At 58.3% G+C, this 15036-nt stretch carries 14 protein-coding genes and 1 pseudogene; all 15 read left to right on the plus strand.

Annotated features, from left to right (window positions below; all coding sequences use genetic code 11):
- Window positions 1-60 precede the first annotated feature (60 nt).
- The 15 genes and pseudogenes from JQ611_RS12260 to JQ611_RS12330 all read left to right on the plus strand — a co-directional run bounded on the left by JQ611_RS12260 (window position 61) and on the right by JQ611_RS12330 (window position 14896).
- Window positions 61-873 (plus strand): YqaJ viral recombinase family protein, encoded by an 813-nt coding sequence (locus tag JQ611_RS12260; RefSeq protein ID WP_212465565.1) that lies wholly within the window; start codon window positions 61-63, stop codon window positions 871-873.
- The gene (locus JQ611_RS12265; protein ID WP_212465566.1) at window positions 854-2083 is read left to right on the plus strand and encodes an ERF family protein; all 1230 of its coding nucleotides are present in this window, start codon (window positions 854-856) and stop codon (window positions 2081-2083) included. Before JQ611_RS12260 ends, JQ611_RS12265 begins: the two co-directional genes overlap by 20 nt.
- Window positions 2080-2700: a hypothetical protein gene (locus JQ611_RS12270; RefSeq protein WP_212465567.1), complete on the plus strand. Its 621-nt coding sequence runs from the start codon at window positions 2080-2082 to the stop codon at window positions 2698-2700. The genes JQ611_RS12265 and JQ611_RS12270 overlap by 4 nt, the downstream gene beginning before the upstream one ends.
- Window positions 2701-3065: 365 nt before the next feature.
- Window positions 3066-3377, plus strand: a pseudogene (locus JQ611_RS12275) (endonuclease); the annotation flags it as partial.
- A gap of 77 nt (window positions 3378-3454) precedes the next feature.
- A complete protein-coding gene (locus JQ611_RS12280; RefSeq protein WP_212465568.1) occupies window positions 3455-3682 on the plus strand; it encodes a hypothetical protein in 228 nt (75 codons plus the stop codon).
- A gap of 31 nt (window positions 3683-3713) precedes the next feature.
- On the plus strand, window positions 3714-4757 hold the full coding sequence (locus JQ611_RS12285; RefSeq protein WP_249133114.1) for an ERF family protein: 1044 nt from the start codon (window positions 3714-3716) through the stop codon (window positions 4755-4757).
- A 393-nt stretch (window positions 4758-5150) separates the two neighbouring features.
- A complete protein-coding gene (locus JQ611_RS12290; protein ID WP_212465569.1) occupies window positions 5151-6863 on the plus strand; it encodes a long-chain fatty acid--CoA ligase in 1713 nt (570 codons plus the stop codon).
- A 267-nt stretch (window positions 6864-7130) separates the two neighbouring features.
- A complete protein-coding gene (locus JQ611_RS12295) occupies window positions 7131-8363 on the plus strand; it encodes a branched-chain amino acid ABC transporter substrate-binding protein (protein ID WP_212037260.1) in 1233 nt (410 codons plus the stop codon).
- Window positions 8364-8438: 75 nt separating this feature from the next.
- On the plus strand, window positions 8439-9386 hold the full coding sequence (locus JQ611_RS12300) for a branched-chain amino acid ABC transporter permease (protein ID WP_212389267.1): 948 nt from the start codon (window positions 8439-8441) through the stop codon (window positions 9384-9386).
- Complete coding sequence (locus JQ611_RS12305) at window positions 9383-10684, plus strand: branched-chain amino acid ABC transporter permease (RefSeq protein WP_212465570.1); 1302 nt, start codon at window positions 9383-9385, stop codon at window positions 10682-10684. The genes JQ611_RS12300 and JQ611_RS12305 overlap by 4 nt, the downstream gene beginning before the upstream one ends.
- Window positions 10681-11433, plus strand: coding sequence for an ABC transporter ATP-binding protein (locus tag JQ611_RS12310; protein ID WP_212037257.1), 753 nt, complete (start codon window positions 10681-10683; stop codon window positions 11431-11433). Before JQ611_RS12305 ends, JQ611_RS12310 begins: the two co-directional genes overlap by 4 nt.
- Window positions 11433-12128, plus strand: a complete 696-nt coding sequence (locus tag JQ611_RS12315; protein ID WP_212465571.1) for an ABC transporter ATP-binding protein — start codon at window positions 11433-11435, stop codon at window positions 12126-12128. The genes JQ611_RS12310 and JQ611_RS12315 overlap by 1 nt, the downstream gene beginning before the upstream one ends.
- Window positions 12118-13098, plus strand: a complete 981-nt coding sequence (locus JQ611_RS12320; RefSeq protein ID WP_212465572.1) for an alpha/beta fold hydrolase — start codon at window positions 12118-12120, stop codon at window positions 13096-13098. Before JQ611_RS12315 ends, JQ611_RS12320 begins: the two co-directional genes overlap by 11 nt.
- A gap of 59 nt (window positions 13099-13157) precedes the next feature.
- Window positions 13158-14603 (plus strand): wax ester/triacylglycerol synthase family O-acyltransferase, encoded by a 1446-nt coding sequence (locus JQ611_RS12325; RefSeq protein WP_212465573.1) that lies wholly within the window; start codon window positions 13158-13160, stop codon window positions 14601-14603.
- 77 nt (window positions 14604-14680) lie between these two features.
- Window positions 14681-14896, plus strand: coding sequence for a dodecin family protein (locus JQ611_RS12330; protein WP_212037254.1), 216 nt, complete (start codon window positions 14681-14683; stop codon window positions 14894-14896).
- Window positions 14897-15036 lie beyond the last annotated feature (140 nt).

The raw sequence follows: 15036 nt of genomic DNA on the forward strand, positions 1-15036 counted from the left end.
CGAACGCCGCCATACTGAAATTAACATAGTGGTGTCGATGCAAGAAACCGGGAGATTACAATGGCTCAATCAGATCGCCGCTCCTTCATCGGCGGCTCGGACGCTCGCATCATCATGGGTGACGACGAGACGTCCCTGCTCCGCCTATGGCGGGAAAAGCGCGGCGAAGTTCAGCCCGAGGACCTTTCAGCAAACCTGATCGTCCAGCTCGGCACTGTGACCGAGCACCTCAACCGGCACTGGTACGAACGAAACTCCGGCCAGATCGTGACCGAGGTACAGCGGCGGGTGTTTCACCCTGTGAAGCGGTGGATGGTGGCGACCCTGGACGGGATGGTCGAGGCAACGGGCGCCGTCTTCGAGGCCAAATTCATGCTGCCGTGGTCGTTCTCGGAGGCCGCCGCGGCCGAAAAGCACATGGCCCAGCTGCAGCACAACATGTGGGTCACGGCCTCAAGGAGCGCTGTGCTGTCGATCATCACCGGCGGCGGCAAATGGGTCGAGATCACCCTACCGGCCGATCCGCTCTACCAGCACCTGCTGCTCACGGCGGAGAAGCGATTTTGGCGCTGCGTTGAGACCGGCGAGGTCCCTCACCTGTTTGGTGTCGAACCTCCGCGGCCCAAAATAGAGGCTGTCCGGACCGTTGACATGAGCGGCTCAAACGCCTGGGCCGAATTTGCAGGCCTGTTTCAGGCCACCCGACAGGCAGCACTCGACCATGAACGATCCAAGACCGAACTGAAGGCGCTGGTGCCGGAGGATGCCAAAGAAGCTTCAGGCCACGGCATCCGCGCCAAACGTTCGAAATCCGGCGCCGTCAGTTTTGACATCCTGACAGAGGAGCCGCGTCATGCAGCGATCCAGCGATAAAGTCGGCACGCTGGCGGCGGCACTCGCTAAGGCGCAACTCGAGATCGTCAACCCGGAAAAATCGCTGACCGCTACCATCGAGCAGTTTCCGCGCGAGGGTCAGCGGACATTTCGCTACGCCTCGTTGTCGAAGGGCCTCGATATCGTCCGCAAATGCCTTGGCCGGTATGAGATCGCAACTATTCAGGCCACCGCCGTTGATCGGGATAGCGGCCTGATCAAACTGACCACCACCCTTGCGCACGCCTCGGGCGAATGGGTGTCGTCGGACTGGCCAGTCTGCCCGGCTTCCGAAACGGCGGCTCCCCACCGGATGGGTGCGGCGCTGACCTATGCCCGGCGCTACGCCCTGTTCACCCTGGTCGGGATCGCCGGCGAGGACGACCTCGATGCGCCGGACACAGTCCTGCCGGGGATCGATCCGGCCGCGCCGGAAAGGAAAAACGGCTCCAATGGCTCCATGACGCCCACGCCCCCAAACGGATTCCATGGATCGCAAAAGGGCGGACAAAGCGCCCGGGCCGCCCTGTCCGCTGAACCCTCAGCCATCCTTCGCGACGAGCTGCTGACCGAGGTGGCCAGGCTGGTGTCACCGGACGATGTCGACGCATGGACGCTACGCGCCTGGCCAAAGGCCAATGCCCTGTTGCCGTCGGACGGGGACTTGGTCCGATCGGCTTTTCAAGACCTGCTCGCCCGCCTGCCAGGGTTGCCTGACGAAGACCTCTCGCAAACTGATGCGGACCAACTGACAGCAAAACCAGAGACGCGTTCCCGTATCGACAAGAGCCTGCTGGCGATCCCGGTGACTCGGCGCGTTCGTGACAAGACGCATCTGCGGTTCGTAGCGACCCAACCCTGCCTCGTCTGCGGACGCCAGCCCTGCGATGCCCATCACCTGCGTTTCGCGCAATCCCGCGGCCTCAGCCTCAAGGTCAGCGACGAATTCACGGTGCCGTTGTGCCGGTCACATCACCGCGAACTGCACCGCGCGGGCAAGGAAACCGACTGGTGGGCAAAAGCAGGCCTTGAGCCCATTGGCCATGCGAGCAAGCTTTGGCTCGAAACCCACCCGCTCCATGCTTCTGCAGTTACCGCGGAAGACGACAGCGGGAAGACAGGACCCAACGATGAACCGACACCGGTACCGAGGCAAAATCGTGAGCCACGCTTGACGAAACGAACCCAGTTGCCGGGTAGTCCGACATGACCTCGTTTCGACAGATCGAATCCAACCGCCGCAATGCGCAAAAGAGCACCGGCCCCAAGACGCACAGGGGCAAACAGCGCTCCGCCCAAAATGCCGTTCGCCATGGTTTGACGGCGGAGACCGTAATCGGGCCGTTGGAGGATCCCGATGACTACCGCTCCTTCGAACTGGCGGTCACCGCCGCCTATGATGCGGAGACCGCCGTAGAGCGCGAGTTAGTACTTCGGCTGGCAAGCCTGCTGTGGCGATTGAGGCGGGCAACTTCCGTCGAGACCGGCCTGCTGCAAATCCAGTGCGAGATTAGTACCGCCCCTGATCCGGCGCCTTCAAATCTCGCCGGAGAAGGATGCGAAGTTATCGAAATCTTCCAATCCGGGCGCGTTTCGAATGGCCACGAGCTGGCGCGCGCCTTTCTTCGTCTGGCCGATCTCGACAACGGAATCTTCGAACGGCTTGGCCGCTATGAGGCCGCGCTGTGGCGTCAGGTTAGGCAAACGATTTTGACGTTGCAGCACTTGCAGTGGCGTGCCCCGGGTAGCCGCTATCGGCGAACCCAGGATCGCTGGCAAAGGGCGCCCTTGGGGCTGATGGATGAAGATCGGGCAGATCAGCCCTAGCCGTCACTCGTCGCTGGGCAAATCAGCCGGCTGGCCGAGCGCGGCATCTTCTTCGGCAATCACCGACCCGGCGCGCGACCACCAGATCCTTTCCTTGGAAGACCGACGGTTTCGTTGACCTCGGTATAAGCCTCGTCGCTTGAAACGTAATCACTGTTTTGACGGGCCTCGCACCGGTTGAAGAAGATGTACCCTGTTATTGACCTTTTCCGGCTTTGAGGAATGGCAACTTCAGCGGCCGTTGCGAACGTGGCTCTCATGGCATGGGTCGGATCGACGCAGCGCGTCATCTCGCGCTCAAGCAATTTTTGACGGCCGTTCGAGTGCTAGACGATTTCAAGCGTTCCCCACAAACTTCCACATTCCTCTGTTCCACGGCAGAAAAGAAGTTCTGGCGCTGCGTCCAGACCGGCGAGACCTCTCACCTGTTCGGTGTCAAGCCGCCCGAGCCACGGATTGAAGCGGTCAAGATCGTCGACATGAGTGCGTCCAACTCCTGGGCGGAATTCGCAGGGGTGTTTTGCCGGACTCGGGCCGCCTTCCTCGATCACGAAGCCGCCAAGGGCGAGCTCAAGAAGCTCGTTCCAGAGGACGCGAAAGAGGCCAAAGGGCACGGCGTCCGCGCCAAACGCTCCAAGTCGGGCGCCATCAGTTTTGAGCTTCAGGCCGCCGAATAGCCGCCGCCGAGCTTTCCGATCGGGGATGGCTTTCGGGGAGGGAAGCGCTCGCACAAGGTCAGGACGTGGATGTGCCCATGGAGTCGCCCTTCGACTTTGCCCATCTCGACCCGTCTTGCGATCCTCCGGAGGGATATGTCGCAGCCTTTGAGCTGCTGGCCACTTTCTGGTGCGAGCTGCGCGCACTCCGGTCCGAATGCTCGCACGATCAGTTTCTGAGCGGCTTTATCGCCCATCTGGAAACCGAGCTCGTTGGCGCCGCTTTCGTGTTGGCGATTCAAGTCGAACTCCTGACCGCTCGTTAGCACCCCCACTCTTTATTCAACGGAGTTACCGATGCAACGTGCAAGCCAGTCGATCAGCAACATAGGCGCCGCCCTCGCCAGAGCGCAGGCGGAAATCCAGAACCCGGAAAAGTCGCTGACGGCGACCATCCCTTCGCCATTCCCGCGAGAGGAGAGCCGTACCTTTCGGTATGCCTCGCTGGCAAGTGGACTGGATATTGTCCGAAAATGCCTCAGCAAGCACGAGATCGCGACCGTTCAGGCAACGGCGATAGAGCCGGAGACCGGTCTGATCAAGCTCACCACCACCCTTCTCCATGCTTCCGGCGAATGGGTGGCCTCAGACTGGCCGGTCTGTCCCGTCACCGAGACCGCGGCCCCGCATCGGATGGGCTCCGCCCTCACCTATGCCCGGCGCTACGGCCTCTTTACCCTGGTCGGGATCGCCGGCGATGATGATCTCGATGCACCCGATGCTGGTCCCCAACCGGCGGAGCCAGCCCCCACACACAGGCGGCCGCAATCCAGTACGAACGGCCAGACCCTGCCAGCGAAAACGTTCCAGAACGCCCGCAAGCGTGCCAACGGTGCTCACTTCAGCGTCCTGCCGGCTGAAGCCTCTGCAGCGCTGCTGGACCAGTTGCTGGCCGAACTCGACGGGTTGGGACTCAAGGACGATCTGGACGCCTGGACGCTGCAAGCCTGGCCAAAAGCAAACTCCCTGACGCCTGCAGATGGCGACAAGGTAAGGGCGGCGTTTCAGGTCCGGCTCGCCCGCGGCGAAATGACGTCGGAGGCGGATACCGCGTCAGACGAACTGCAATTCCCCATAGCGACCCCAGAGGTCCGATCGCGCATCGACAAGAGCGTGCTAACCCTGCCGGAGACCAAACGGCAGCGAGACCGGCAGCACCTGCGCTTTGTCGCTAGCCACCCCTGCCTTGTCTGCGGCCGCGAGCCGTGTGATCCACACCATTTGCGTTTGCACAGCCCCGCGGGCTCGGCCAAAAGGTCAGCGACGAATTTACAGTGCCGCTGTGCCGAGCGCATCATCGCGAGCTGCACCGCGCCAGCAAAGAAAGAGATTGGTGGGTGACAGCCGGCCTGGAACCAGTCGGTTTGGCGCGCCAGCTTTGGCTGGAAACCCATCCGCTGCCTGTCGTTCCACCCGTTCAAGAAGAAGATGAGGCAAATGGGCGCCTGCCGCGCCGCCCGTCGCATCGGCCTAGTCGGAAAATAACACCCTTGACCTCAATGTGATTTGATAGGGCGGCAGCTCGACTTGCGACAACCGATTTTTCATCGCTGCTCGCCTAGACGCAATCGCTGACTGGCCACGCTCACTGTTTCGGTGCCACAATCGATATACCGGCCACGTGGCGAACAACTCTTGTCAAATCGATCGATCGCGACGATCATTGATCATTCGAAAAGCGACGATAGACCGCAACGTAGCACTAGCCCTCCGCTCAGTGGATAGGAATGGGTCATGCCTGCTGCACCTTGGATCAAGTCGTATCCGCCGGGCGTCCGCTGGGACGCGGACTTAGCGATGATGCCGGTTTCGCAGATTTTGGAGCAATCAGTTGCAAAGTGGCCAAACAACCCGGCCCTCGATTTTATGAACAAAAGGATCTCTTATCGAGATCTCAGCGACCTTTCCAATCGGGCCGCGAAAGGATTTCAGAAACTGGGTGTGCGCCCTGGCGTGCATGTCGGGCTCTACCTGCCCAACACGCCCCACTACGTCATCGCTTTCTTTGGCGTGATGAAGGCCGGTGGCACGGTAGTCAACTACTCGCCCCTGGATGCGGAAAAGGTTCTCGAGCACAAGGTTGACGACAGTGAGACCGACATACTCGTGACGCTGGACCTTAAGGCACTGTACCCGCAGATGGGTCGGCTGCTCGGAACGACAAGGCTGAAAACCCTTGTGGTCGGCAATGTAGCTGAGATGACCCCTGTGCCCACGGCCGTGCGCGATCATATGCTGAAGAATGATGAAATCGCCGCCGTTCCTAACGACAACAGGCATCTGACGTTTGAGTTACTCCTTGAAAACGATGGCAAGTACGCGGAGCATCCGATCGCCGACCTGCGTGAGTCCGTCGCGGTACTTCAATACACTGGCGGTACGACCGGACTTCCAAAAGGCGCGATGCTTACGCACGCCAATCTGTCGTGCGCGACCGCTCAGTATGTAGAGACGACCCACACGCAACCGCAGCTCCTCGACGAAGGCCGCGAGCGGATTCTTGCCGTCCTGCCGCCGTTTCACATTTATGCGTTGACGGTAAACATGCTGATGGGACTACGGATCGGCGCCGAGCTGATCTTGCACACGCGTTTCGACACGGCTGCGGTCGTCAAGGATATTTGCGAAAAGAAAGTTACGGTCTTTCCAGGCGTACCGACGATGTATGTCGCGATCATCAACTATCCCGGTGTCGAAAATCTCGACCTCACTTCGATCAAATGGTGTGCGTCCGGCGGGGCCCCCCTTCCTCTCGAGGTGCAGAAGCGCTTTCAGGACATTTCCGGGTGTCGGCTTGCCGAAGGTTGGGGCATGACCGAAACGTCGCCCACCGGTACATTTACACCATTGAAGGGGGCGGTGAAGCCTGGCTCATGCGGGATCCCGATCCCTGGCATCACCATCAAGTTTGCCGATGTCGACGATCCGTCTCGCTATGTTGGGCTGGGTGAAAAAGGTGAGATTTGTATTGGCGGGCCCAACATCATGAAGGGATACTGGAAGCGCGCGGACGCAACAAAGGAGACGATGACGAAGGACGGCCTTCTTCGAACCGGCGACGTTGGATACATGGACGAAGACGGATATGTCTTCATCGTCGACCGCACCAAGGACATGCTGCTATGCGGCGGCTTCAACGTGTACCCGCGCATCATCGAAGAAGCGATTTATCAGCATTCAGGCATTGAAGAAGTTATCGTGATCGGAATCCACGATGATTACCGGGGTCAATCACCCAAGGCCTTTGTGAAGCTCAAGGCTCACTCAAGCGCAATCACGCTCGACCAAATGAAGGATTTTCTCAAAGACAAACTCGGCAAGCACGAAATGATCAGCGCGATGGAAATTCGTGATGCCTTGCCGAGGACAGCCGTCGGCAAGCTATCCAAGAAGGAGCTATACGACGAAGAGGCCAGCAGACGCCACGCTCAAGACAGAACGTCCTGAACGCTTCCGGCAATCACATGCTGGCCTGCGGTAACCTTCGCACGGACATCTTCTTGCTGCCTAATCTTCTGGGATGCCAGCCTCCCAGTCGGCCGTGAATAAAAGTTCCGACACTTCAAACGTCGGTTCGATTAATTTCCTTGCGGCATTCCCACGATTGGACAACACTCGCGAAACAGAAGGCACCTGCATTCGTCTTCCGGTTTGTCTTTTCGCGGTTGGCGATGCTTGTAAGCCTACGAAGAGCGACCAAGAGGGAGGAGTGCCATGCGTCAGTGGATAATAGCTGCTGCCTTGTTGCCGGTGCTCGGCGGTGTGGCTCTTGCGCAAGAGACGGTCAAAATCGGCTATATCGATCCGCTCTCGGGCGGCGGTGCCAGCGTCGGCGAGGTCGGCTTCAAGACCTTCCAGTTTCTCGCCGACGAGTTGAATGCCAAGGGCGGCATTCTCGGCAAGAAGGTCGAGATCGTACCACTCGACAATAAGACCAATCCTCAGGAAAGCTTGATTCAGGCGCAGAAGGCGATCGATGCTGGCGTGCGCTACATCACCCAGGGCAACGGGTCGTCAGTCGCCGGCGCGCTGACGGATTTCGTAGCAAAATACAACGAACGCAATCCCGGTAAAGAGGTCCTCTATTTCAATTATGCCGCTGTGGATCCGGTGCTGACCAATGCAAAGTGCAGCTTCTGGCATTTCCGTTGGGATGCAAATTCAGACATCAAGATGGAAGCGCTCACGAACTACATGAAGAGTGCTTCAGCCATCAAGAAGCTTTACCTTATTAACCAGGATTATTCGTTTGGTGAGTCGGTTCGTTCCGCAGCGAAGACCATGCTGAAGGCGAAGCGCCCGGACATACAGATCGTCGGCGACGAACTGCATCCGCTGCTGAAGATCACTGACTTTGCACCGTATGTCGCGAAGATCAAGGCGTCTGGTGCTGACAGCGTCATAACCGGCAACTGGGGGCAGGATTTTGCGCTCCTCCTCAAAGCTAGTGCCGATGCTGGACTCAAGGTGAATTGGTACACCTACTATGCGGGCGGCACTGGCGGTCCCACCGCGATCAAGCAGGCCAATCTCAATCATCAGGTGTTCCAGATCGCTGAGGGTATTCCAAATCTCGGCAATCCCGCCGCGGACACTTTCGAGAAGGCGTTACGCGCAAAATACGATTTCAGCCTGTTCTATCCGCGCGTCGTCAACGAGATGCGAATGTTTGCGGCCGCAGCCGAAAAGGCCAAGTCGCTCGATCCGGTCAAGGTCGCGGCAGCGCTCGAAGGCATGGAATTCGACGTCTATGACGGCGGCAAGGGCACCATGCGGAAGGATGATCACCAGTTCTTCCAGCCCATGTATATCGCTTCATTCGGCGATCGCACGGAGAAGGAGCCGTTCGACGAGGAAAAGACCGGCTGGGGCTGGCGGCTAGCCGCAAAGATCGAGCCTGAGCAGACCATGCTCCCCACCACCTGCAAGATGGAGCGCCCGAACTAACCGTCGTCACCGCGCAAACTTCCTGCGCTCCAGCGTTCGCCGGAGCGAGGTCGGCTCATCTCTCGGGAGTGGAGCGTGCTCGAACTTATCGTCATATCGACGCTGAACGGCGTTCTGTTTGGAATGCTGCTGTTTTTGATGGCAAGCGGCCTGACCGTCATCTTCAGCATGCTCGGTGTTCTCAATTTCGCGCATGCAAGCTTCTACATGCTGGGCGCGTTTTTCGGCTTCCAGCTTAGCCGCTGGTTTGGCTTCTGGCCCGCGCTACTCGTCGCTCCCTTGCTGGCAGGGGGACTTGGTGCAGCGGTGGAGCGATTTGGTCTGCGACAGGTTCACAGGAACGGTCATGTCGCAGAACTCCTGTTCACGTTCGGCCTGGCGTTCGTGATCGAGGAGCTCGTACAGATTATCTGGGGCAAGAGTCCCGTCGATTTCCGCATTCCGTCTGTTCTGGATTTTCCCGCCTTCACAATCTTCTCCACCAATTACCCCGCCTACAAGATGTTTATGCTGCTGGTGTCGATCGCGATCTTCGTTGGCCTTCTATTGGTTCTCAAGAAGTCTCGTGTCGGTTTGATCGTTCAGGCAGCGCTCACCCATCCGCATATGGTTGGCCATCTCGGCCACAATGTCGGACGCATCTTCATGCTGGTGTTCGGTGTCGGTACAGCCCTCGCCGCCGTCGCCGGCGTGATCGCAGGCCCCGCGCTGGTGACGCAGTCGAACATGGCTGCACTGCTCGGACCCATCCTGTTCGTGGTCGTTGTCGTCGGTGGGCTCGGTTCGCTGCCGGGCGCCTTCATTGGGTCATTGCTGATCGGCCTCGTCCAAACCTTCGCGGTCTCAATGAATGGCTCTCTCGAGGGCGCGTTTGGTCCACTGAGTCCGACCTACGCGCAGTCCTGGCTGGCCGACATCTGGAGCGTGACGGTCGCCCAGATCGCACCGATCATGCCTTACATGTTGCTGGTACTCATTCTGATCTTTCGTCCAATGGGTCTGCTGGGGACGCGTGAAACATGAGCGAATTGACTTCAAGTGTAGCGCCGCCCTACCCCGCATTGAGCGAAAAGCTGAGATTCTATGGGATCTGGCTTGTCACAGGACTGATACTGCTGGCTTTGCCGAAACTTTTCGGCTCGGGGGGCGCGCTGACAACCTTCAGCTTGATCGGAATCTCGATCATCTTCTCTCTATCCTACAACATTCTGCTCGGCCAGACCGGATTGCTTTCGTTCGGCCACGCGGTCTATTACGGCTTAGGCGGCTTTCTGGTGATTCACGTCATCAATATTATCAGCGCCAACAAACTGCCGATTCCGTTGCCCTTGGTTCCTATTATCGGTGGCCTCACCGGACTATTCTTCGCTGCGCTGCTTGGATGGGTCTCGACCCAGCGCAGCGGAACGGCATTCGCAATGATTTCGCTTGGCATCGCCGAACTGATCGCCTCGTCAGCTCTGATCCTGCGGACGTTCTTCGGAGGAGAAGCTGGTATCTCAGCGAACCGCACCAAATTGTTTCGGGTTCTCGACTGGAATTTCGGGCCTCAAATTCAGATCTACTATCTGATCGCTGCATGGACATTGCTGGCGGTCATCGCCATGTATGCGCTGACGCGCACCCCGCTTGGCCGCATGTGCAATGCGGTGCGGGATAATCCAGAACGTGTTCAGTTCGTTGGCTACGACCCCCACGTCGTTCGTTATCTGGCCTTCTGCTTTGCCGGCTTCTTTGCCGGCATTGCCGGCGCTCTAGCCGCGATTAATTTTGAAATCGCCAACTCGGCCTATCTCGGCGCCTTGCAATCCGGCACTGTGTTGTTCTCGACGTATATCGGCGGCATTGGCTATTTTATTGGACCTATTGTCGGAGCCATATTCGTTACCGTGCTATCGCTGAGCTTGAGCGATCTGACATCGGTCTGGCAGCTTTACTTCGGACTGTTTTTCATAGCGGTCGTAACGTTTGCGCCCGGAGGCCTCACAGGGCTTCTGATGATGCACCGGCCGCTGCTTAAGAGCGGCACATTGGGCAAGGTATTGCCGTCCTATTTGATAGCGCTCGTTCCAACACTTGCATTGGTGGTAGGTCTCGTTCTTGCGACAGAATCGATCGTGCATCACACCGTGCATGCGGGCGATGACCCAAACATCAAAGCCTTCGGCGTGAACTTCAACGCCTCGAGCCCGATCACGTGGATCATTGCTCTGTTCCTGATTGTCGCCGGATCTTTCGCGGCGCGACTGACCTGGCGGCGGCTTGCACAGGCTTGGGGCGAGGCGCTCTCGGCAGCCCATGAAAGGGGATACCACGCATGACCGCGCCCGCCATAGAGGTGAAGGACGTTCAAAAAAGCTTCGGCAACATATCGATCATCCGCGACCTGAACTTAAGCGTGTCCCAGGGCGAACGACACGCGCTCATTGGCCCCAATGGTGCGGGAAAATCAACAACGTTTAATCTCATCAGCGGCTATATCAGACCGACGTCGGGAACGGTGGCGCTTCGGGGAGAGGTGATTAACGGTTTGCCGCCCTACCAGATTAATCGCCGCGGCCTCTCGCGCAGCTTTCAGGTTACTAACGTGTTCGCAAACATGAGTGTATGGGAAAATCTGCGTTGCGCAGTCCTCTGGACCGACGGCCATCATTACTCGTTCTGGAAGAACATCGACAATTTAAAAGAGGTCCGCGACCGAACGGCGCAAGTTCTCTCTGATATCGGCCTCGCTGCACGCCGCGACGTGCCGGCGGGGCTGCTAACATATGCCGAACAGCGCGCGCTGGAAATCGGCATTACCGTTGCGGGCGGCGCCGACGTCATCCTTCTCGACGAGCCTACCGCAGGCATGAGCCATGCGGAAACAGAGCGGGCGGTTTCGCTGATTCGTCGCCTCACCGAAGGACGAACATTGGTGATCGTCGAGCACGACATGAGCGTCGTGTTCGGCCTCGCCGACCGAATCTCGGTGCTGGTCTACGGCCACATTATTGCGACCGGAACGCCGGACCAGATTCGCTCGAATCCCAAAGTCAAGGAAGCCTATCTCGGCGAGGAGGCAGCTTGATGCTCGAGGTCAAGGACCTGCACGCCTATTATGGCAAGAGCCATATTCTCCAGGGCGTTGATCTGCGGATCGATGCTGGTGAAGTCGTAAGCCTATTGGGCCGGAACGGTGTAGGACGTTCGACGACGGTCAAAGCGATCATGGGAGAAGTGCCGCCACAGGGCACGATCCGATTCAAGGGAGCTGACATCGCGGGCAAGCCGAGTTTTCAAATCGCCCAACTCGGCCTCGGATATGTTCCAGAGCATCGCGATATTTTTCCTGGGCTTACTGTGCGTCAAAACCTGATGCTCGGGATCAAAGACCCGCGCAAGCCTGGCAAATGGCGGCTCAACGACATGCTGGACATGTTTCCGAACCTCGCCGCGCGTGCGGATACGGACGCTGGCGTCATGTCTGGCGGTGAGAAGCAGATGCTCACAATGTGTCGTACGTTGATGGGCGATCCCGAACTGATCATGATCGACGAGCCCACTGAAGGGCTGGCGCCCCTCATTGTTCATCAGGTCGGCGACCTGATTGCGGAAATCGCGCGTCGTGGTGTGGCAATTCTGCTGGTCGAACAGAAACTCTCCATCGCCATGCGTATATCGCACCGCGTGTACGTCATGGGCCATGGTCGCATTGTGTTTGAGGGCACACCCGCGGACTTGACGAGCAACGACGCGGTTCGGAGGGAATGGCTTGAGGTTTGAACCGGGCATTTTCGATGCCCGCAAGTTGAGTGGATTATCGATGCCGGTCACTTCAGCCAATGGAATTGAGATCGCATACGACGATCGAGGCAATCGGAGCGATCCTGCCGTCGTCCTCGTTATGGGCCTTGCCACGCAAATGATTGCCTGGCCGGAGGCATTCTGTGACGACCTTGCCGCTCGGGGCTTCCGCGTTATTCGCTTTGACAATCGAGATGTCGGGCTGTCGACCAAGTTCGATTCTGCGCCATCGATCGACCCCGGCGCGGTCCTGCAACGGTTGATAGCTGGGGAAAAACTAAATCCACCTTATGACCTGACCGATATGGCCGCAGATACCGTCGGGCTGATGGATCGCTTGGCAATCGAGAATGCTCACGTGGTCGGAGCGTCCATGGGAGGCATGATTGCGCAGATCGTCGCGGCCAAATATCCCACTCGCGTACGAAGTCTGGTTTCCATTATGTCGTCGAGTGGCGACCCCGGTCTGCCACAGGCGAAACCCGAAGCGATGGCTGCGATCATGCAGGCCCGTCCGGATAGCAGCGACCGCGAGCTTGCGATTCAGCACGGCGTCAAAATCTATAAAGTGATCGGTAGCCCAGGCTATCCGACGCCGGACGAGGAGCTGCGAGCCAAGGTCGGCGCCGCCTTCGATCGGTCTTACTATCCCGTGGGAATCGGCCGCCAGTTTGCCGCGATCTTGGCAAACGGCTCGCGTGTCGAGATGCTCAAGAGGCTTTCCGTTCCAACGCTGGTACTTCACGGCGCTGACGATCCGCTGGTACCCGTCGAAGCCGGCAGACATACCGCCGCGTCGGTTCCGGGATCAAGCCTCATGGTTATCCCCGGGATGGGCCACGATATTGCCGCCGGTCTCATTCCCGTTCTGGTCGAGGCAATCGCCGCGCACTGCAAGAAGGCCGACCAAAACTCGAAGCGAGCGAAGATCATGGAACAGAGCAGATAGCTTCAGCGCAGGCCGCCGGCAAGCGTTCCGGCATCTTCTCGAATCGGATGGAGAAAGCCATGGACAGGTTGTCAGCACTCGATGCCAGCTTCCTTTACGGAGAAACACCGGAATCTCCTATGCACGTTGCCGGACTGGCAATCTTCGGGCCCGCTCCGGCAGATACCGATATCTTCGCGATGTTCCGCGACCATCTCAAGGGCCGGCTCCATCTTGTTCCTTTCTTTGAGCGCAAGCTGGCGTTGGCGCCGATTCAGCTCGATCATCCAGTCTGGGTGCACGACGACAATCTTGACCTTGATTATCACTTTCGCCACACCTCGTTGCCAAAACCCGGAACGCAAGAGCAGCTCGAGACACTGGTTGCGCGGCTGCACATGATCCTGCTCGATCGCGCCCGACCGTTATGGCAGTATTATGTAATTGAGGGTCTCGAGGCTGGCGGCTTCGCCGTATACATCAAGATGCACCACGCCGGTATCGACGGTGGCGCAGGGATGGCTGCGCTTCCGATCATCTTCAGCCCCTCGCCCGAACCGGAACGCGCGCCGCTTCCATCGCCGCCAGCCAAGGACAGCAGAGCACCTGAGATCTTCGAGCTGATCAGCGACTCCTACGCCAAGTTTTTCAATCAACAGCGCGCCTTCTATGAATCCTGGCCCGATCTCGCCAAGGCGATCGCAAAAGTGGGACAGCGCGCTACGCAGGACCTAGCTAATCCTCCTCGAATGCTTCCGCTTGCACCGAAAACGCTTTTCAATGTGTCTCTTTCAAGCCAGAGGTCGTTCGGAACCTGCACCCTCTCCCTTCGCGACGCAAAGGCCGTGGCAAAGCTCACAAAGTCGAAGATAAACGACGTTGTGATGACGATCAGTGCCGGTGCATTACGGCGCTATCTAGAGCTACGGAAGGGGCTTCCCGATGGCCCGCTGATCGCGGCGGTGCCGGTTTCGCTGCGAAAAGCGGGCAACGCCGATATGAATAACCAGGTCACGGCGATGCTTTGCAACCTGGCCACGGACATTGCCGATCCGATCCGTCGTCTGGAAGCCATCGTTGCCTCATCCACCGACTCCAAGAAGCGGCTGGAGGATATTCGTGATGTCATTCCGGCTGACCTGACGTGGCTGGGAGCACCGATCATTATCACCGGGATGGCACGCTTGATGGGGCACGCTAAACTTGCCGAGCAACTGCCAGCAATCGTGAACGTCCTGATTTCAAATGTGCCCGGACCAAAGGAGCCGCTGTACTGCGCCGGCGCAAGGATGCTGAATTATTTTCCGGTCTCGATTCCATCGAACGGCAGCGTCCTGAACATCACTGTGCAGAGCTATCAGGATAATCTGGATTTCGGACTGATCGCCTGCCGAGCCGCTGTTCCTGATATCGAGAAATTGGTGGAGTTTTTAATCGATGAATTCGATCGCCTGAGAAGGGCGGCGGGCGGACCAGAGCAAGCAAAGGCACGAAAGATCGAGATCAGGGAAGCCAAGAGCGCATAGGTCCGGGGGAAATATTTGCGCCAGCGGACGAAGAACGGCTCGAGCGAAATTGTATCAAATCACAGGAGGGTAAAGCCATGGCCAGCAGCATTTATAAGGTTATCGAATTGGTAGGTACAAGCACCGAGTCTTGGGAAGAAGCCGCGCGCGGTGCAGTTGAGCGTGCGTCGAAAAGCTTGCGAGATCTCCGGGTAGCCGAGGTAGTCGAACTCGATATGCAGATCACTGATGGCAAGATTGAAGCGTACCGTGCCAAGGTCAAGGTGTCGTTTAAATTCGAGGACAACCAGTAGCCTGCGCCACTGACGACATCGTCACGGTCAATCGTTGGCACGGTAGGTTGTTGGCTTGCCGTGGATGCTGCTGGATTTCTGCGCAGAACGATAATGAGCGAGCGGAAAAGAGTTCTTCTCACTACGACGGCTCAAATGCA

Origin of the sequence: Bradyrhizobium sp. AUGA SZCCT0182 (genome assembly GCF_018130185.1) — a bacterium.
In the GTDB taxonomy this organism is placed as follows: domain Bacteria; phylum Pseudomonadota; class Alphaproteobacteria; order Rhizobiales; family Xanthobacteraceae; genus Bradyrhizobium.

What these genes read in the sequence shown, in the direction of transcription:
- JQ611_RS12325 (WP_212465573.1), top strand. Translation starts at nt 13,158, where the DNA reads ATGGACAGGTTGTCAGCACTCGATGCCAGCTTCCTTTACGGAGAAACA.
- JQ611_RS12280 (WP_212465568.1), top strand. Translation starts at nt 3,455, where the DNA reads ATGGAGTCGCCCTTCGACTTTGCCCATCTCGACCCGTCTTGCGATCCT.
- JQ611_RS12270 (WP_212465567.1), top strand. Translation starts at nt 2,080, where the DNA reads ATGACCTCGTTTCGACAGATCGAATCCAACCGCCGCAATGCGCAAAAG.
- JQ611_RS12260 (WP_212465565.1), top strand. Translation starts at nt 61, where the DNA reads ATGGCTCAATCAGATCGCCGCTCCTTCATCGGCGGCTCGGACGCTCGC.
- JQ611_RS12330 (WP_212037254.1), top strand. Translation starts at nt 14,681, where the DNA reads ATGGCCAGCAGCATTTATAAGGTTATCGAATTGGTAGGTACAAGCACC.
- JQ611_RS12285 (WP_249133114.1), top strand. Translation starts at nt 3,714, where the DNA reads ATGCAACGTGCAAGCCAGTCGATCAGCAACATAGGCGCCGCCCTCGCC.
- JQ611_RS12265 (WP_212465566.1), top strand. Translation starts at nt 854, where the DNA reads ATGCAGCGATCCAGCGATAAAGTCGGCACGCTGGCGGCGGCACTCGCT.
- JQ611_RS12305 (WP_212465570.1), top strand. Translation starts at nt 9,383, where the DNA reads ATGAGCGAATTGACTTCAAGTGTAGCGCCGCCCTACCCCGCATTGAGC.
- JQ611_RS12310 (WP_212037257.1), top strand. Translation starts at nt 10,681, where the DNA reads ATGACCGCGCCCGCCATAGAGGTGAAGGACGTTCAAAAAAGCTTCGGC.
- JQ611_RS12295 (WP_212037260.1), top strand. Translation starts at nt 7,131, where the DNA reads ATGCGTCAGTGGATAATAGCTGCTGCCTTGTTGCCGGTGCTCGGCGGT.
- JQ611_RS12290 (WP_212465569.1), top strand. Translation starts at nt 5,151, where the DNA reads ATGCCTGCTGCACCTTGGATCAAGTCGTATCCGCCGGGCGTCCGCTGG.
- JQ611_RS12315 (WP_212465571.1), top strand. Translation starts at nt 11,433, where the DNA reads ATGCTCGAGGTCAAGGACCTGCACGCCTATTATGGCAAGAGCCATATT.